Here is a 19,121-nt window from a genome sequence, read left to right as displayed (position 1 = left end):
GCCGCCAGCGTTCAATCTGAGCCATGATCAAACTCTTCAGTTTAAATCATACAAGAATCCGAAGATCCTTTATTTCTGCTCAAGACAAAACTCAATTTTTCGACGAGTCACTGTCCTGATATTTCATGTCCGAAATACCCCGGCCAGCGCCCACACGAATTACTTGGTCAACTTTTTAAAGAGCGTTCGGGACTTGCCCGATCAAGGTGGCGTATTCTACATCGAACCGCTGCCTTGTCAACCGCTTTCTGAAGAATTTAAAAACAAGAAATCTTCAATCAATTCAAACGGTTGTCGTTCGATTTCTGACCCGCCTCAGTGGCGTGTCCCTCGAACGAGATGCGTATTCTACAGAGCTCACCTGAGGTGTCAACGTTTCATTATAACTTTTTCAGGAGACCAGGGAATTACTGTCAAAGCTCGGCTTTTACGGCGGCCGCTGCCCTGGTCGCCTTTTCCCTGGCTTCGGCAATCGAATTACCGGTGGCAAGCGCCACACCCATACGACGGCGCCCTTTCAGTTCAGGTTTTCCGAACAGCCTAAGGAAAGTATCGGGCTCTGCCAGGGCTTTTTCAAGTCCCGTGTAGGCTACGGCATCTGAATCTCCCTCGGGCAGTATCACCGCGGAAGCCGATGGGCCCTGCTGACGTACTGCAGGTATCGGCAATCCCAGGATGGCACGGGCGTGCAAGGCAAATTCGGACAGATCCTGGGAAACCAGCGTCACCAGTCCGGTGTCATGAGGGCGCGGCGACACCTCTGAAAACCACACCTCGTCACCCTGAACGAACAGCTCTACCCCGTAAACGCCGTAGCCACCGAGATTGCCGGCAACAGCCTCAGCAATCTCGCGGGAGCGGGCCAGGGCTTTCTCACTCATCGGCTGGGGCTGCCAGGATTCCCGGTAATCCCCGTCTTCCTGGCGATGTCCGATCGGTTCGCAGAATGAAATGCCAGCCCGATGCCTTACTGTCAGCAGGGTGATCTCGTAATCAAAGTCCACGAAGCCTTCAACAATTACTCTGCCCTTACCGGCGCGACCACCTGTCTGGGCATACTCCCAGGCAGCTTCAATATCCTCGGGGGATTTTACCGTACTCTGCCCCTTGCCGGACGAACTCATCACCGGCTTCACCACCAGGGGCAATCCGATGGCATCAATGGCTGCGAGATATTCCGCTTTCGACTCCGCAAACCGGTACGGTGATGTGGCAACCCCGAGCTCCTCAGCGGCAAGGCGCCGGATGCCTTCGCGGTTCATGGTCAGGTTCACGGCTCGTGCTGTGGGTATCACGTGATAGCCTTCCTGTTCCAGCTTCACCAGTTCCGGCGTGGCAATGGCTTCGATCTCCGGCACAATCAGGTTCGGCTTTTCCGCTTCAATGACGCGGCGGAGCGCTTCACCATCCAGCATATCGACAACATGGCTGCGATGGGCAACCTGCATGGCCGGAGCATTGGCGTAACGATCAACTGCAATCACTTCCACGCCGAAGCGCTGCAGTTCGATGACCACTTCCTTGCCCAACTCCCCGGAGCCGCAAAAGAGCACCCTGAAGGCGTTTGCTTTGAGCGGAGTACCTATTCGAACGGTATCAGTCATGATATTGCGAGTCCTGTTGTGTCGATCAATGGCCAATCTCTAGATCAAATTTTCGCGCTCGCGCCTGGCGACTTTTTGTAGCACTTCACGTCGCTCCTCATTGCTCATTCGGGACCAACGCGTGATTTCATCCCCGCTGCGATGGCATCCGACACAGATATCGTTGTCATCCAGCGCGCAAATGCTCACACAGGGCGAGCGCACCTTATCCGCGACTTTCATCCTCTACCTCACCTGATTGCATAAACCGGCACACGGCAGCCCTGAGGCCGGCACTTTAACCTTTTCTGACTTCTGCTTCTAATGTCTGCCTGGCTACCAGACCTTCCTGGGGACAAACACTGGCGCGCCATCTACCTCCACTGTCAGCAATTCCTGGCCATAGAGTCGCTCGAGTGCCACCGGAGCAAGCATCCGTTCGGCCGGGCCCCAGCAGACCTCACCATTGGGATAAAGCAGGAGCAGATGATCACACCAGCGTGCTGCCAGATTCAGGTCGTGCAGGCACATAAAAACCGAATTCCCGGCACCGGCCTGTTCGGTAAGTAACTGCAGTACTGATACCTGGTGGTGCAGGTCCAGATGATTGGTGGGCTCGTCCAGAAGCCAGGTATCCGGTGCCTGGGCCAGGACTGTGGCAATGGCCACGCGCTGGCGCTCACCACCGGATAGGGTGTTCACCATTCGGTCGCTCAAATGGGCCACATCCAACTGCTCCAGGGAGCGGCGGGCGATTTCTTCGTCATTCCCGGTTTCCATCTGCCAGGGAGATAACCAAGGGTGGCGGCCAATCAGCGCAGTCTCCAGTACCGTGGCGGGAAAACCGTCCTGCCTCTCCTGAAACACCAGGCCCAGTTGTTGCGATATTCTTTTACGCTTCAGCTCCATCAGACGATGCTCGCCCAGACAGACTTCCCCTGCACGGGGCTCCCTCAATCCCGCCAGCGTATGGAGCAAGGTCGTCTTGCCAGCACCATTAGGGCCCAGCACACCCCAAATCTGCCCGGGCTGAATTATGAAATTCAGCGCCTCGCCATCGTCTCTGCCGGGAATATCGATCACCAGATCTCGTGCCTGTAAGGGGTTCATCAGCGGCTCCGGTAAAGCAGATAAAGAAAGGTCGGCACACCCAGCAGGGCGGTAATGACACCTACCGGTAACTGCTCCGGCGCGATCACGACTCGTGCCAGAGTATCCGCCAGCACCAGAAGTGTGCCGCCAGCCAGGGCACAGGCAGGCAGGATCAGGCGCTGATCATTGCCCAGAACCAGACGCAACATGTGAGGTACCACCAGGCCGACGAAACCGATGCTTCCGGCCATGGAGACTGCAGCTGCGGTGAGCACGCTGGCAAGCACATAGATCAGCCATTCCAGCGGCCTTACGGTTACCCCCAACGCAGCGGCCTGAAGCGGGCCACGGGCAAGCACATTCAGGCTGCGTCCCAGGGGAAGCACCAGGGCGCAAACCAATACCAACAGGGCCAGTGCCGGTGCCGGATTGCCGGCGTGGGAAAGATCACCCATTAACCAGTAAAGCATGCCGGGCAACTGCCGGGCGGGGCTCATGGCGAGAATCAGCGTGATGATCGCGCCCCACCCCGCAGCCACCACCACGCCGGTCAGCAACAACCGGGACGGTGTCCAGCTTCCGGTTCCGTGGGCCAGGCCAAATACCAGCATGGTTGCCAGCAGTGCGCCTGCAAATGCCGAACCTGACACCAGAGCCCCGGCCAATCCCGCCAGCATGGCCAGCAAGGCACCGACCGCTGCGCCACCGGATAGCCCCAGAATGTAGGGATCCGCCAGCGGATTGCGAAGCAGCACCTGCATCAGCGCACCGGCCACTGCCAATAGCCCACCGGTGGCGAAAGCGCTCAGGGTGCGCGGCAGGCGCAACTCCAGTATGAGCGTCTGTTGCAGAGGGGTGCCGTTGCCTGTCAGTACGGCCCATGTGTCTGCAAACGACAAAGCAGCACTACCCATACTGATGGAGAGACCCATGCAGAGCAGGCTGATCAGGACAAGAATGGCCAGCGGGCGGCTATAACCGTGCACGAGCCTCCTCCAGGGTCCGGCATAACTGGCTGGTACCTTCAAGCATGCGCAAGGTAGAACGCTGGATCAGCGACGGCTCAATCAGATACAGGTTATCCATCGCTACTGCCGCCAGTTCCGGATACTGCCGCCACTGCTCCAGCCAGCGGCGGTCGTCACTGTCTTCACCACCGCTGAGTATGGCGTCCGGATTGGCTTCCAGAACCGCTTCTTTGCTGATGCGGGGCACCACGCGTGGCAAGTGCCCGAACACATTGCTGCCACCGCACAGGCGAATAGCTCTGCCAATGAGTTCCTCATCATTGATGGTCATCAGTGGCTCGTGCCAGACCTGGTAGAACACCCGCACCGGCAGAGCTTCCTGGTAGCGATCGCGCAACTGCTCAATGCCTGCCAGAAAATCAGCAGCCCGGCCCGCACCGGTCTTTTCATTACCACTGAGCACGCCCAGCCGCTCTACTGCGCTTGCGATATCCTCAAACGTGCGTGGTTTCAGCCAGAATACCGGAACGCCCAGAGCTTCAATTTTCGCCAGTTGCGAGGCGGAATTACCATCCACCCAGGCCACCACCAGGTCCGGCTCCAGCGCAACAATGGCTTCCAGATCCAGCCTGTTGCTGTTGCCGGCTTGCGGCAGTTTGGCGGCTTCTGGCGGGTAATCGCTCCAGGCGCTGACGGCGACCAGTTTGTCTCCGGCACCGGCGGAGAACAGCAGTTCTGTCGCGCCTGGCGAGAGCGAAACAACTCGCTCTGCAGGCGCAGTCAGGCAGACTTTATGATCCAGGCCATCGGTCGCACACAAGTCGTCCGCCAACCCGGGTAAAGGAAAACACACCACAAGGGTGACCACAAAGATAAGCCCGAAATGCTTCATAAGGAATTCGAACCTTTCGGGCCAGGGAACTTACTGCTTGAAATCATAGCGCACCGAAGCCATGAAGGTCCGCCCGGCGGCGAGATAGTCAAAGGGCTCGAATGTCACGCTATCATTGCCCTGACTGGTGGCGTAACGGCGATCCAGCACATTATCCACTTTGAACGAGGCAGACCAGCCCGGCAGGAAGTTCCAGGCCGCTCTCACGTCAACCGTACCGTATCCGGGAAGCAAGCTGGTATTGGCCGGATCATTGTACCGATCGCTTTCGGCAATAAAACTTGCTCCAAGCGACCATTGGGCAAACAACCGGTCAACGTCAAGACGCAGATTTCTCTCCGCACGTCGCGGCAAACGGGCACCGGTATCACGGTTTTCGGAATCCGCGTACGTGACGGCTGCTGCCAGGTTCCAGCCGTCCGTTTCAAAACCGGATGACACTTCGACACCGCGAATCCGGGCGGTTTCCACGTTCTCCATCGTGCTGTCGAAAGTGGCAGGATCAAAAACGAAGGTAATCAGGTCGTCCACATCATTCTGGTAAATGGCGGCATCCCAGAACCATGAGTCATACCGTCCCGAAAAACCGATCTCCATCATCTGACCTTTCTCTGGATCAAGATCCGGGTTCCCCAAGTAGCTTCCAAAGTCAGAAGGTATTTCCAGGTACAGATCATTGAAAGTAGGCGCTTTGAACGATGTCGCGTAGCTCAGGCGCAAACGGTGAGAGCGATCGAACTGGTGACCCAGGGCAATACCTCCAGTTTCTTCCTTGCCGTATGCTTCATTATCATCGAGACGCAAGCTGAACATCAGCTCGTTAGCATCAAAGTTGAGGCGAGCCTGCCCGAAAACTGCGGAGTTGCTACGGCTGTTTTCAGCAAACTGATCGCTACCTTCAACTTCGTCGATCATAAATTCAGAACCGAGTACAACCTCGTGGACGCCTGCAGTGAGAGTGTTTTCCCAACGGGCCGAACGTGACTGAGTGTTATAAACACTCGGATAGGTACCAAATGTATCCTGCTCATCACGGGACCCAGAAAACTGGATACGGGTACGCCAGTAGTCACTGGCGACAGCCTCCAGATAAAACCCCATCGCCCGGATCATGAAATCCGTGTCACCACCTTCAAATTCGGTATTGCCCTCAGACTGGAATACCGTTAATCCAGCACCACCTCCCTGATCAAAGTTGTGACTGAGTTTTGCCAGACCACCGGCGTTACGGAATCCTTTATCTTCGCCACCAGCCCGCAGGTTGGTACCGTCGGTATCGGAAAAAACACCACTGGCCAGGAAAGCGGAACGGCCTTCCCTGCCTGCCAGGCCAGTCGTGACCTCCCGAGTGTCATGGGAACCTCCTGACAGCTCTGCCCAGCCCTGGCGCCCGGCCTCGGGCTCTAGAGTGAATGCCTGGATAACTCCACCAACAGCATCTGCACCGTACAAAGAGCTTTTTGCTCCGCGCACCAGTTCAACCCTCTCCATCAGTTCCGGAGGAAGGAATTGCCACGGAGGTATGCCTGCGGTCGCAGAGCGTAGCCTGATGCCATCCAGCAGAAGCACCGTACCAGAGCTACCGGCACCACGCAGGAATACACTGGTGGTCTTGCCGTAGCTGCCATCAGACACAACGTTTACACCTGGCTGTGCCCTGAGAATATCCTGAAATTCCGCAGGCTGTTGCCGGTCAATATCTTCCTTATCAATCACAGTGACAGAAGACAGACTTTCACCAACGGTTTTTGGCCCAAGTGTCGCAGTAACCACAATCGGATCAAGCGCCGAGATGGTCTTTTCGTCATCAGCTAACACATCGGAAACTGGCAGGAAAACAAGGGGGAGGCCGGATAACAGAACCGGCATGGTCTTGGAATAACCCATAATCAACACTCGCTTGTAAACCATGCGCACCCGCATGGTGTTTATTATATTGCGGAGCTTGAGAGTGAGACTTGGGCAGGCAGGATACGAGTCAGAGTACGGGCGTGAAACCGACACAACTCACCCACCGCCGTCGCCCTCCGCAACTTCGGGTGTGTACTCAGACCGGTCTCCGGGCTTGCGAGTGGAATAGTCTTTACGGCCTATCCGGGGCAGTCACCTTCCCATGCAGTACGCACAGTGGCTTATAAGATTGCCTTTAGCTCGCTTACCGTTGCGGGGGCAGCGTCGGACTTTAACCGACTTCCCGTTTTAAGCTTTTCTGCGCTGGTGCCACAAAAAAGCATTACCTGAATACGGTATACACTTTTTCAGTGTTCAAACTATCAGGCCCTCGGGCCTAAATCAATTCACGAGAATGAAATACATCGCCTGGTCACAGCCGACCGATGTCATTCTCCGGGTACCCAGAGCACATCATCCTTACCCTTGCCGTTCGCATGCCTTGCAAGCACGAACAGCAAATCAGACAGGCGGTTCATGTACTCCAGTACCGCCTGGCTGATGTCCTGGTCCTCCTTCAACTGAACGATGATGCGCTCAGCCCGGCGTGTCACCGTCCGGGCATGGTGAAGGTGCGTTGCAGCCGGATTGCCCGCCGGAAGAATGAACGAGCGCAACGACGGAATATCCGCGTTGAACCTGTCAATCTCCTGCTCGAGTTCGACGGTCTTGGTCTCAGCAAGCCGCAGCGGTGGGTATTTCGGGTTCTCCGAAAAAGGTGTGCACAGATCCGCACCCACATCGAACAGATCGTTCTGGATGCGGGCCAGTATCCGGTCCAGCTCCTCGTCCACATGGAGCCGCGCCAAGCCAATAACGGCGTTGGCCTCATCGACCGTGCCATAGGCTTCCACGCGCAGATCGTGCTTGGCGACCCGGCTTCCATCGCCGAGGCCGGTATCGCCCTTATCTCCGGTTTTCGTATAGATCCTGGTGAGCCTGACCATTCATTTCTCCCGTGTACTGGTGGTTCAGTCAGCAAATGAAGCCGGTCAGATTACCGGTTTTTCACGGTAGGTTCCCCAGATGCCTTTCAGGGTTTCAACAATGTCGCCCATCGAAGCGCCCTCTCTGACCAACTCAATGGTAAGCGGCATCAGGTTTACCGATTCGTCCTCGGCCTGCTCTTTCAGTTGCTTGAGCATACTCTGGACCTTTTCCTCATCGCGATTGTCCTTGACCCTGTTCAGGCGCTCAATCTGCCGGCGCTCGGTCTCCGGATCATGGGGATGGGTCTCGATTTCAACATCCTCTTCCTCCTGAACGAACATATTGACACCGATAACCGGTCTTTCGCCACTGGCCTTGCGCAACGCAAAATCATAGGCCGAATCGGATATGCCTCTCTGGAAATAGCCGTCGTCGATACACTTGAGTGTGCCGCCGAGTTCTTCAACCTCATCGAGAATTTTCCAGGCCTCCCGCTCGATCTCGTCGGTCAGGCTTTCAACGTAGTAGGAACCACCCAGTGGGTCCACCACCTGGGTGATGTTGGTTTCGTAGGCGATGATCTGCTGGGTACGCAGTGCAATCCGCATTGCTTCCTCGGTGGGTATCGCAAACGCCTCGTCCATACCGTTGGTGTGCAGCGACTGCGCGCCACCCAACACAGCAGACAGGGCCTGAAGGGCAGTACGGATTGGATTGATCGTGTACTGTGGCTTGGTCAGTGTTGCCGCCGCAGTTTGGGCGTGGAAACGTAGCCTGCTGGCCGCGGGATTCGTGGCGCCGAACTTTTCCCGCATGATTTTGGCGTAAATCCGCCGCGCTGCGCGGAACTTGGCAATCTCTTCAAAGAAGTCCGCCTGGCTCACGAAGAAGAACGAGAGTCGGGGGCCAAACTCATTAACGTCCACCCCGGCGTCGATAGCCGTCTGCACATACTCCATGGTGGTGGCCATGGTGTACGCCACTTCCTGGACAGCGGTCGAGCCGGCTTCGGAGATGTGGTATCCGGAGATATTGATGGCGTTGTAGCGCTTCATGTTTTCGGATCCGTACTGGATACAGTCACGGACCAGGCGAACCGACGGCCGCACCGGGAAGATCCATTCCTTCTGGGCAATGTACTCCTTGAGAATGTCGTTCTGGATGGTGCCCGACAGGTCATTGAGGTCGTAACCGCGCTTCTGCGCCAGCGCAATATACATGGCGTAGAGTATCCAGGCCGACGGATTGATCGTCATGGATACGGATATCTTGGTCAGATCAATATCGTCGAACAGCTCTTCCATGTCCGCCAGCGTATCGATGGCAACGCCTTCACGGCCTACTTCGCCCTGGCTCATCGGGTGACTGGAGTCGTACCCCATCAGGGTGGGCATGTCGAAATCGATCGACAGGCCGGTCTGACCCTGGGCAATGAGGTATTTGAAACGCCCATTGGTTTCCCTGGCTGTTCCGAAGCCGGCGATCTGGCGCATTGTCCAGTTTCTGCCCCGGTACATGGTGGGGTATGGTCCCCGGGTGAACGGATATTGCCCGGGGAAGCCAATGTCCTCGAACGGGGTGTCTTTGAGGTCCAGTGGCGTATAGGTACGCTTCGTCGGCATACCGGAAGCGGTAATATATTCGGACTGGCTCTCCGGTGCCCGCTTTATAAAAGATGCCACTTCGTTCTTTTCCCACTCATCGAACTCTTTTTCAATATGCTTGAGTGCAGCGGGGTCATACTGGTCAGTGTGATTCATGAATCGTCTCCTTCATGGCTTTTAACAAGGTCACCGCGGCTCCATGGGGATCCAGTTCGCGTTGGGTAACCTTTTTGAGCAGCTCTTCGGTTTGCGACCTGCTGTCACGTGCAAAATTGTCCCGGACGATCTCTTCGGCCACTTTCACCACCCGGGTCAGCGCAATCTGGCGTCGCCGTTCAGTGATTTCACCACTTCGTTCCAGGTGCTCCGAGTGGCGGTCAATTGCGGCCATCAACTCGCCGAAACCGGTATGTTTTTCAGAGCTGGTGGGCACCACCGGTACCCGCCAGATGCCTTCACCCGGCTCCAGGCTCATCATCAGCATGGCCTTGAGCTCCTGGATGGTCTTGTTGGAATCCGGCCGGTCGGCCTTGCTCACCACATGGACATCGGCAATCTCCAGCACCCCCGCCTTGATGGCCTGGACGTCGTCACCCAGACCGGGCGCGTTTACAACCACCGTGGTGTGTGCCGCACGCACGATATCGACTTCGTCCTGCCCCACCCCGACCGTCTCGATCAGGACCACATCGAACCCTCCGGCGTCCAGCAGGTCGACCGCATCCAGAGCCGGTCTGGCCAGGCCACCCAGGGTTCCCCGGGTTGCCATACTGCGAATGAACACCCCGGGGTCGGAAACCAGGTCTCCCATACGGATACGATCACCAAGAATGGCGCCACCGGAAAACGGGCTGGAAGGATCGATGGCAACGACACCCACGGTGCGGCCACTTGCCCTGTATTCATGGACCAGCTGTGTGACCAGGGTCGACTTCCCCGCTCCCGGCACACCGGTAATGCCCACCACATGGGCGCGGCCGGTACTCTTGTAGAGCTCGGCCAGAGCCTGGCGCACTTCCGGGTCGCCACCACTCTCAACCCGCGTAATCAGCCTGGCTATGGCACGGAGGTGTCCTTCCCGAACCCGTTCCGCCAGCTCCATGGAAGGTATGCGGTTAATCATTTAACCTCCTCGCTTCTGGTGAAGGCTCTGGTAAAGGTCCCGGTCGTCAACGACACGCTGCGCCTTGAAGTCGGTGCGCGGGAAGGTGTCCGGCTCGACCATTTCAACGCGGGCGCGCACGCCCAGCACCCGGCTGAACTCTGCCTCCGCCCGTTCTCCAAGCTCCCTGACCGCATCCGGGCCCTTGTCCGCGACCTTCTGGTCAAACTCCGCCTGCACGGCCAGCTCATCCATCGAGCCACTCCGTGAAATGATAATCCGGTGCTCACCGCCGTAACCGGCGAGGCCTTCAAGAATTTCAGCGATTGCACTGGGGTACACGTTCTCGCCGCGGATCTGGAACATATCGTCGATCCGCCCGTAGATGCCTTTTGGCAGCCTCGGATAGGTGCGGCCACAGGGATTGTCTTCCATTACCCAGTGGGTCAGGTCGCCGGAGATCATGCGGATCATCGGCTGGGAAGTCCGCTCCAGGTGGGTGTAGATCGGGGTGCCCTGCTCGCCATAGGGGACGCGCCGATGGGTATTCGGGTCCGCCACTTCGGTGTAGACGATGTCCTGCCACAGCAGCATACCCTCGGTGTCGGCGCTGCCGGAGGCGTGCATCCATGGCGTCAGTTCGGCCATGGTCCCGCAATCAACCACCTTCGCCCCGTAGATATCCTGGATCTTGTCACGAATAGACGGAATGGACCCGCCGGGCTCACCGGAAAAGAACAGAACCTTGATTCCGAACTCCCTGGGATTCACTCCTTCCTCACGGGCCACTTCCGCAAGCCTCAGCGCATACGACGGCGTGGAGTATAGGCCGGCGGGCTTCATCATTCCCAGCCAGGTGACCGCTCGCGCTGTCATCCCGGGAGCGCCGGCGCCAAAGGGGAAGGCTTTGCAACCCAGCCTTTCGGCGCCAATCAACGCGCCCCAGGACCCCATGTAAAGGCTCAGGATGGCAGCTACAAACACCGTGTCCCCCGGCCGCAGACCCATACCCCACATGATCCGGGCGTGGTTGTTGGCGATGGTGTCCCAGTCACGGCGGGAAATACCGAACGCTGTGGGCCGGCCGGTCGTGCCTGACGTACCATGGATGTGGTGTATGTCGCTTTCAGGGCAGCAGAGGTAGTCCCCGAATGGCGGATTTTTCGCCTGGGAATCCCGCAGCTCCTGCTTGGTGACAACAGGAACTGCTTCGAAGTCGGCAAGGCTGCGAATGTCACTGGCCTTTATACCGGCCTCGTCCCATTTGCGCTGGTAAAACGGCGAGTGATCGTAAGCATAGGCCATCACCTCGCGGATACGGGCAACAATGAGCTCGTCACGCTTTTCCGGGGCCATGGTTTCCCGGTCCCGAAACCAGTAGGGGCTGTTCGGATCCGGAAAATAGTCGTTGTTGTAATTAGGGGGAAAATTCCACTCTTCCATCGGAGACTCCTGATATTGTTATTGGTTGTCGTCTTAGGAAATCTGTCACGGCCGCCCGGCCGGCATGGTGCCGGCGTTACCGGGCACCACGCTCTGCGACCAGTTGCCGGAACGAGTCAATGATTTCCTGGGGAGGAGTGTCCTGTAGCAGAATCTTGTCAACGCCCATCTGGTAGAGCTCTTTGACATCGTCGTCCGGAATAACCCCGCCACCGGCAACGATCATGTCTTCCGCTTCCTTGGCTTTCAGGAGCTCCAGTACCTTGGGGAAAATGTGCATGTGCGCACCTGAGAGCAGGCTGATGCCCAGGATATCCACATCTTCCTGGATAGCCGCATCCACGACCTCCTCGGGCGTGCGATGCAGTCCGGTATAGACCACATCCATGCCGGCATCCCGGAGCGCACGTGCGACAACCTTTATGCCTCTGTCGTGGCCGTCCAGACCGATCTTTGCCAACATTACCCGAATTACCGCAGCGCTATTGTCATTGTTTTGCATCGCATTCTCCTTGGATTAAATAATCGCGCTACCGCTTCTTTTCAGCGGTTCACGAGAGTCTTTTATTTCTTGCTGAAGCCACTTCGATGCGGTTTCCACATGTTGCCTCGCAAGCGTTTCAGCAGTCCGCACGTCACTGGCCAGAACTGCATCCAGTATTGCCGCGTGCTCTTCCCAGATCTGTTGCTGGTTTTTCTCGACAATGAGGATGTCACTCATGACACGCCTTACATGGTTCCAATGGGCCTCCATTGAATCCAGGATGAACGTGTTTCCCGCCAGCTCGTAGATGAAGCCGTGAAAGCGCATGTCAGCGTCTATCAGAGCGGGTAGGTCACGGGCCTTCCCGGCTGCGCGCCCTTCATCGATGATGTCCTTGCCACGCTTCCGTGCTCCTGCATCCACCCTCTGGGCGGCCAGCCCGGCGCTGACCAGGTCAATTCCGCACCGGAACTCGTACAACTGCGCCACGAAGTTCTCATCAAGCACCGAAACCATCAGGCCCCTGCGTCCGACAGCCGACAGGAAGCCATCATCGCGAAGACGCTGCATGGCCTGGCTCACAGGCAGCCGTGAGACATCCAACCTCTCGGCCAGGCTTTCCTGGGTAACCCGCTCCCCGGGCTTCAGCAAACCTTCAACGATGGCATTGACTACCGAGTCGTATATCAGCTCTGGCAGGTTCTTCTCGGCCTGGATTTTCTTCATTGATCAAACCCCACGATGCAGCTCCCTGGCTCTCGTTTGCATACAGTATTCACCATGTAATACCTGATGCTTCGCCAAAAACATTAGACTTTAGTCTAAATTTTTGCGTTTTTTGAGCACAGACCGGCACGACCTCGCTCCTGCCGGAACGGCTGAAGCGAGGTAAGCCATAGAAATCAGGGGTAAACCGGCCCCGGATGAACAGAACCGATGACTGGGAATTGAGGTGAGGAGATCAGCTGAGGGAATCAGCTCCCGGCAGGGGGCTCAAGCAGGTCGATGCCGGCGTCGTATACCGCGTTCAGGAAATCGACCAGCACAACGGCGGACAATCCCCAAATCTGATACCGGCCCCAGCGATAACAGGGCACGTAAAATGTATTATTGAGAAAATTCAACGGGTCGGTGCGATGGCGTTTGTCTTCCAGGAAGAATTCGACAGGGACCCTGAATATACTTTCGATTTCAGCAGGATTTGCGGTCAGCGGGTGATCGCGGGGTATGACACCAACGTACGGAGTAACGAGAATCTGATGCAGTGACATAACCTGGCTGAGCGGTGCAATTAACTGCACCTTTTCCGGAGGCAGTCCGATTTCTTCATGGGTTTCCCGCAGAGCAGTGTCGGCAATGGATTTGTCCTCCGGATCACGTCGCCCTCCAGGGAAAGATACCTGGCCCCGGTGAGTGCTCAGGTTTTCAGACCTGAGGGTAAACACAATTTCAGGATTGCCCCGGTCATCGGTCACCGGAACCAGCACGCCAGCCTCGGGATAGTCGAGCGTTAACAAGCGGGGAACATAACCTGAGAGGCGTTCGGAAAGAAGATCGCGCAAAACACAGCTCCGTTTTTCGATCTGACTATTGAATGAGACGCCGGCAGCACCGATAGTTACACCTGCCACCACACAATTGTCCAGTATACGGTGAAACGAATGAAATACTGCAGTACCTGCGGCCACCCTGTCGAACAGCGCGTCCCCGAGGGCGATAACCGTCACCGTTATGTATGCGTCAACTGCGAAACCATACACTACCAGAATCCCCGGATTGTCGCGGGAACCGTTCCCGTCTGGCAGGGGCAGGTCTTGCTGTGCCGCCGGGCCATCGAACCACGCTACGGCTACTGGACACTACCTGCGGGATTCATGGAAAACTCGGAAACCACACTTGAAGCCGCTACCCGGGAAACCCGGGAAGAAGCGCTTGCCGAAGTTACGGTGGACAATCTCTACACCATTATCCACGTTCCCCATATTGACCAGGTTCACATGTTTTACCGGGCAACGCTTACCAGCGAGAACTTTGGCGCCGGCGAAGAGTCCCTTGAAACCAGATTGTTTGCCCTGGAGGACATCCCGTGGGATGAGTTGTCATTCCCGACCGTGCGTCGCACTCTGGAGCTTTACCTGGAAGATGTTCAGAACGAACATTTCCCGGTGCACGTGGATGACATACGCTATCGCATGAAACCCCACGGTCAATAAATACTACAGCTCTTCCATGCGGAACACTTCGTAAGCTGGCTCCTCATAGGGATGTGATGCTTTCAGCGCCTGTACCGCAGCGCGGATAAGCTCGTCCGCGCAGACCAGCTCAACACGGAACTCCTCCACCCGCTCCACCTCCCCCACTTGACCAAGGAAAGGTCTGCTCCCGTCAAGCGGGCGAAACTGCCCTTGCCCCTTACATTGCCAGGCGCAACAGTCATAGTCTCCGATGCGGCCTGCGCCGGATTCAAACAGTGCGGTTTTGGTACTCTCCAGATGACTTTCCGGAACGAAATAACACATCTTGTACATAATCTGTCAGCTCCCTTTCATGACCTTTTGCACGGTCAAAAACCCCGGTTTCGATGTGTCCGATGCGCATATTTTATGTACAGATTAAGCAGTTAGCTACTTACCCACAGAATCTGTGGATAACTCTGGGGAAAGATTTTGGGAACATGCCCTCACCCCCTGTAATGACTGCCCTTCCGTTAAATTGGCGACAAATTCACCTACTTAATTAACTCCTTATTTATCAAAAACTTATGGCCATTGAACAAAAGGCGGGCCTTAAACCAACGCTTTGTTCACGGAACGCACAGAAAGGATTTAAAAATGTGCATAAACCATTTTAGTCAAGGGGATTTTCTCACTTATAAACAAAAATTTCCCTTGAAAACCATTAAGCTTTCCAGGCGCGGAAACGAAAAAAGCCGGCTCCGGATAAATCACCACTCTGGTGCATCCGGACCGGCTTTTTCTACCCCTGGTCAGGGCCTAACCGAACCAACGCCTCGCGTTACGGAACATACGCATCCAGGGGGCATCCTCTCCCCACTCTCGTGGATGCCAGGAGTGCTGAGAGGTGCGGAAAACTCTCTCAGGATGAGGCATCATGACGGTAACCCGGCCATCTCTGGTAGTAACACCAGTGATACCTGCTTCAGAACCATTGGGGTTATAGGGATAGCGCGTGGTGACGCCACCGTGATTATCCACGTAGCGCAGTGCAACAAGCTCATTGTCGCGTAGTTGTTCAGCCGACGCGCCGGAGGCAAACTCAACCCTGCCCTCACCATGAGCAACCGCGATCGGCATTCTCGACCCGACCATGCCCTCCAGGAACGCAGAAGGCGATGATGTCACCTCCGCCATTACCAGCCGGGCTTCAAACTGTTCTGACTGATTGCGAACAAAACGTGGCCAGCCCTCGCTACCGGGAATTAACTCGTGAAGGTTGGACAGCATCTGACAGCCATTACAGACGCCAAGAGCCAGGGTGTCCTGCCGGTTAAAGAAAGCAGCAAACTGGTCGCGAACACGGTCACTGAACAGAATGGACTTGGCCCACCCCTCTCCGGCACCAAGCACGTCCCCGTAGGAAAATCCGCCACAGGCCACCAGACTGCTGAAGCCTTCCAGAGACACCCTGCCCGACAACAGGTCACTCATATGCACATCAACAGACTCAAACCCTGCGCGGTCAAAAGCTGCGGCCATTTCGACCTGGCCATTAACACCCTGCTCCCGCAGAACCGCAATCCTCGGCCGCGTGCCCTTGTTGATATAGGGAGCGGAAATATTGTCATTGACGTCAAAGGTCAGTTTGGCGTGAAGGCCGGGATCATCGGCATCCAGGAGGTTGTCAAATTCGTCCTGCGCACAGTCGGCGTTATCACGGAGCGACTGCACCCGGTAACTGGTCTCAGCCCACAGCCGCTGTAGCTCTACCCGCGGCCGGGCAATAACCTCATTACCTTCGAAAGTATAACGAATACAGTCATCCTCGTTGAGAGTACCGATAACGGAGGTATGATCACCAAGACCAGCCCCGGAGAATTGCTGCAGCACAAAACCGGTTTCTTCACGCCGAACCTGAATGACTGCACCCAGCTCTTCATTGAAAAGCTCGCGCGGGAACTGGGACGAATCCTCCGCCAGCCCATCCAGTTTGATATCGATGCCGGAACGCGCAGCAAAGCTCATCTCGGCCAGCGTCACAAAAAGACCACCATCGGAGCGATCATGGTAGGCCAGCAACTTGCCGTCTTCATTGAGTCCCTGGATAACCGCAAAAAACGCCTTGATATCTTCCGGGTCGTCCAGATCAGGTGCCACAGCACCCATTTCCCGATAAACCTGCGCCAGGGCGGACCCTCCCAGGCGGTTCTGGCCGGCCGCCAGATCAATCAGGATGAGATCTGTCTCACCTGCATCGGTAACGAGCTGCGGCGTCAGGGTTCTGTCGACATCGGTCACCGGTGCGAAACCACTGATAATCAGCGACAGGGGCGAAGTCACACTCTTCTGCTCAGGGCTGTCACCGTCCTCTTCCCAAACGGTCTTCATGGACATGGAGTCCTTGCCCACCGGAATAGTGATACCCAATGCCGGGCAAAGCTCCATACCCACCGCTCGAACCGTTTCGTAGAGGTTTTCATCCTCGCCAGGATGACCTGCTGCTGCCATCCAGTTGGCAGATAAACGAATGTCCGACAGACGGGCTATGGGTGCTGCAGCCAGGTTGGTTATAACTTCACCAACTGCCATGCGGCCTGACGCGGGGGCGTCAATGACCGCAACCGGTGTGCGCTCACCCATGGCCATGGCTTCGCCGGATTTCACATCAAACGATGAGGAGGTAACCGCCACATCACTGACCGGGACCTGCCAGGGCCCTGCCATCTGATCCCGGGCCACCAGACCGGTGATGGTGCGATCACCAATGGTAATCAGGAAACTTTTCGAACCCACGGATGGCAGCCGGAGAACACGGCCGATCGCCTCCTGGAGATCGATTTTGGTGGAGTCAAAAATGGGCTTGGTAAATGAGGAGCGGGAAACGCTCCGGTGCATCCGGGGTGGCTTGCCGAAAAGAACGTCCATGGGAAGATCAACCGGACGATCATCGAAGTAGGAGTCGCCAAGCTCAAGATGATGCGTCTCGGTAGCCTCGCCGATCACTGCGTACGGGCAACGCTCACGGCGGCAGAGCGCATCGAACTGCTCCAGATTCTCTGGCGCAACGGCCATCACATAGCGTTCCTGGGATTCGTTGCACCAGATTTCCAGGGGCGACATGCCAGGCTCGTCACTGGGAATATCCCGCAGTTCGAAGCGACCGCCGCGACCACCGTCTTTCACCAGCTCCGGCATGGCATTGGACAGCCCGCCCGCGCCAACATCGTGGATAAAGCAGATCGGGTTGTCGTCACCCATCTGCCAGCAGCGGTCAATCACTTCCTGGCAGCGACGTTCCATTTCCGGGTTGTCACGCTGAACCGAAGCAAAATCCAGGTTCTCGTGACTGGAACCGGAATCCATGGATGAAGCAGCGCCGCCACCAAGACCGATCAACATGGACGGCCCGCCAAGAACAATCAGCCTGGCACCGACAGGAATGTTACCCTTCTCGACATGATTGGCACGAATGTTACCCAGACCACCGGCAATCATGATGGGCTTGTGATAGCCCCGAACTTCCTCGCCAGCGGCGCCCGGCACCAGCTCCTCGAACGTCCGGAAATAACCGGCCAGGTTCGGGCGCCCGAATTCATTGTTGAAAGCCGCACCGCCGATGGGACCTTCAATCATGATGTCCAGTGGGGAGGCAATTCTGTCCGGTTTGCCATAGCCCAGTTCCCAGGGCTGGGGATCATCCGGGAGATTAAGGTTGGAAACCGTAAATCCGCTCAGGCCTGCTTTGGGCTTGGAGCCGCGGCCGGTCGCACCCTCGTCACGGATCTCGCCACCGGAACCGGTTGCCGCACCGGCGGCGGGGGCGATGGCCGTGGGATGATTATGGGTTTCCACCTTCATCAGAATATGGATGTCTTCTTCATGGTAGCGATACACGCCGGATTCCGGCTCCGGGAAGAAACGGCCACCACGGCTGCCGGCAATGACCGAGGCGTTGTCCTTATAGGCAGACAGCACGCCCTCGCTGTTCATTTCGAAGGTATTGCGGATCATCGCAAACAGGGATTTTTCCTGCCCCTCGCCGTCAATATCCCAGGAGGCGTTAAAAATCTTGTGGCGACAGTGCTCCGAGTTGGCCTGAGCAAACATCATCAGTTCAACGTCTGTCGGGTCCCGTTCAAGATCCGAAAAAGATTTCACCAGGTAATCAATTTCGTCTTCTGCCAGCGCCAGACCGAGTGAGCGGTTGGCATCCACCAGAGCCTGACGCCCGCCGGAAAGCACCGGAATGCGATCAAGAGTGCGCGGCTCATCGGTATGGAACAATAACTCCGCCCCGCCCATCTCATGGAACACTTTCTGGGTCATGCGGTCGTGGAGCAGTGCGGCAATCTTCTCTCTTTGCGCAGGTCCCAGTTTCCGACTTGCCTTTATATAATAGGCTGTGCCGCGCTCAATGCGCCGGATCTGCCTTAACCCACAGTTATGGGCTATGTCAGTAGCCTTGCTGGACCACGGCGAAAGGGTACCGGGCCGCGGAACAACCAGAAACAGCACTCCGTCGGGCTCTTCGGCAGGAACACTGGGGCCGTAAGTCAACAGCCGATCGAGCACAGCCTGGTCCGATTCGGAGAGGGGGGACTCAAGATCCGTAAAGTGCATGAACTCGGCATACACGTGCTCCACCTCGGGAACAATTTCCTGGATGCGGGTATGCAGCTTGCGGGAGCGGAAAGGCGAAAGCGCAGGAGCGCCGCGAAGTTCAAGCATGATCAAAACCTGTACGCGCGAAACTGGGAGCCGGGCACCCCGCCTGATCGCCGGAGCGTCCGGTAAGAGGAAGAGGCTGGCCATTTGAAAGGCGGCAATGATACTCGAAACGGCGTCCAGGATACAGCGTCAAAAGGTCGTGGCCTGCCCGACGAATTTAACACCGTT

16 protein-coding genes and 1 riboswitch are annotated in these 19,121 nt (G+C 56.7%); of the genes, 1 reads left to right on the top strand and 15 read right to left on the bottom strand.

Annotation, left to right across the window (positions count from 1 at the left end; all coding sequences use genetic code 11):
- Positions 1–413: 413 nt before the first annotated feature.
- The 13 genes from purT to DIT72_RS14700 form a co-directional block, all read right to left on the bottom strand.
- Positions 414–1,604: a formate-dependent phosphoribosylglycinamide formyltransferase gene (purT, locus tag DIT72_RS14760; protein WP_135956001.1), complete on the bottom strand. Its 1,191-nt coding sequence runs from the start codon at positions 1,602–1,604 to the stop codon at positions 414–416.
- A gap of 39 nt (positions 1,605–1,643) precedes the next feature.
- Entirely contained in the window at positions 1,644–1,826 is a 183-nt protein-coding gene (locus DIT72_RS14755) for a DUF1289 domain-containing protein (RefSeq protein WP_135956000.1), read from the bottom strand.
- A 93-nt stretch (positions 1,827–1,919) separates the two neighbouring features.
- Positions 1,920–2,693 (bottom strand): ABC transporter ATP-binding protein, encoded by a 774-nt coding sequence (locus DIT72_RS14750; protein ID WP_135955999.1) that lies wholly within the window; start codon positions 2,691–2,693, stop codon positions 1,920–1,922.
- Complete coding sequence (locus DIT72_RS14745; RefSeq protein WP_135956017.1) at positions 2,693–3,607, bottom strand: FecCD family ABC transporter permease; 915 nt, start codon at positions 3,605–3,607, stop codon at positions 2,693–2,695. The genes DIT72_RS14750 and DIT72_RS14745 overlap by 1 nt, the downstream gene beginning before the upstream one ends.
- A gap of 40 nt (positions 3,608–3,647) precedes the next feature.
- Positions 3,648–4,535: a cobalamin-binding protein gene (locus tag DIT72_RS14740; protein WP_135955998.1), complete on the bottom strand. Its 888-nt coding sequence runs from the start codon at positions 4,533–4,535 to the stop codon at positions 3,648–3,650.
- Between the two features lie 30 nt (positions 4,536–4,565).
- The gene (locus DIT72_RS14735) at positions 4,566–6,422 is read right to left on the bottom strand and encodes a TonB-dependent receptor domain-containing protein (RefSeq protein WP_135955997.1); all 1,857 of its coding nucleotides are present in this window, start codon (positions 6,420–6,422) and stop codon (positions 4,566–4,568) included.
- Between the two features lie 146 nt (positions 6,423–6,568).
- Positions 6,569–6,791, bottom strand: a riboswitch (cobalamin riboswitch).
- Between the two features lie 83 nt (positions 6,792–6,874).
- Positions 6,875–7,432, bottom strand: coding sequence for a cob(I)yrinic acid a,c-diamide adenosyltransferase (locus DIT72_RS14730; protein WP_135955996.1), 558 nt, complete (start codon positions 7,430–7,432; stop codon positions 6,875–6,877).
- A gap of 45 nt (positions 7,433–7,477) precedes the next feature.
- Complete coding sequence (locus DIT72_RS14725; protein WP_135955995.1) at positions 7,478–9,175, bottom strand: methylmalonyl-CoA mutase family protein; 1,698 nt, start codon at positions 9,173–9,175, stop codon at positions 7,478–7,480.
- Positions 9,162–10,142 carry a methylmalonyl Co-A mutase-associated GTPase MeaB gene (gene meaB / locus DIT72_RS14720; RefSeq protein WP_135955994.1) on the bottom strand — a complete coding sequence of 327 codons (981 nt, stop codon included), beginning with the start codon at positions 10,140–10,142 and terminating at the stop codon, positions 9,162–9,164. The genes DIT72_RS14725 and meaB overlap by 14 nt, the downstream gene beginning before the upstream one ends.
- Positions 10,143–11,564: a phenylacetate--CoA ligase family protein gene (locus DIT72_RS14715; protein ID WP_135955993.1), complete on the bottom strand. Its 1,422-nt coding sequence runs from the start codon at positions 11,562–11,564 to the stop codon at positions 10,143–10,145.
- Between the two features lie 76 nt (positions 11,565–11,640).
- On the bottom strand, positions 11,641–12,066 hold the full coding sequence (locus tag DIT72_RS14710) for a cobalamin B12-binding domain-containing protein (protein ID WP_135955992.1): 426 nt from the start codon (positions 12,064–12,066) through the stop codon (positions 11,641–11,643).
- A 15-nt stretch (positions 12,067–12,081) separates the two neighbouring features.
- On the bottom strand, positions 12,082–12,774 hold the full coding sequence (locus DIT72_RS14705) for a GntR family transcriptional regulator (RefSeq protein ID WP_135955991.1): 693 nt from the start codon (positions 12,772–12,774) through the stop codon (positions 12,082–12,084).
- Positions 12,775–13,022: 248 nt separating this feature from the next.
- The gene (locus DIT72_RS14700; RefSeq protein ID WP_135955990.1) at positions 13,023–13,610 is read right to left on the bottom strand and encodes an NUDIX hydrolase; all 588 of its coding nucleotides are present in this window, start codon (positions 13,608–13,610) and stop codon (positions 13,023–13,025) included.
- 99 nt (positions 13,611–13,709) lie between these two features.
- Here DIT72_RS14700 and DIT72_RS14695 point away from each other — a divergent pair, with 99 nt between their 5' ends.
- Positions 13,710–14,261, top strand: coding sequence for an NUDIX hydrolase (locus tag DIT72_RS14695; protein WP_135955989.1), 552 nt, complete (start codon positions 13,710–13,712; stop codon positions 14,259–14,261).
- A 3-nt stretch (positions 14,262–14,264) separates the two neighbouring features.
- Here DIT72_RS14695 and DIT72_RS14690 read toward each other — a convergent pair whose 3' ends face one another.
- On the bottom strand, positions 14,265–14,576 hold the full coding sequence (locus DIT72_RS14690; protein WP_135955988.1) for a Nif3-like dinuclear metal center hexameric protein: 312 nt from the start codon (positions 14,574–14,576) through the stop codon (positions 14,265–14,267).
- A gap of 465 nt (positions 14,577–15,041) precedes the next feature.
- Entirely contained in the window at positions 15,042–18,953 is a 3,912-nt protein-coding gene (gene purL / locus DIT72_RS14685; RefSeq protein WP_135955987.1) for a phosphoribosylformylglycinamidine synthase, read from the bottom strand.
- Between the last annotated feature and the right edge of the window lie 168 nt (positions 18,954–19,121).

Source organism: Marinobacter orientalis (assembly GCF_004792665.1).
Classification (GTDB): domain Bacteria; phylum Pseudomonadota; class Gammaproteobacteria; order Pseudomonadales; family Oleiphilaceae; genus Marinobacter; species Marinobacter orientalis.
Note: the sequence above shows the minus strand (reverse complement) of the source record. Positions and strands in the feature narration are given on the sequence as shown.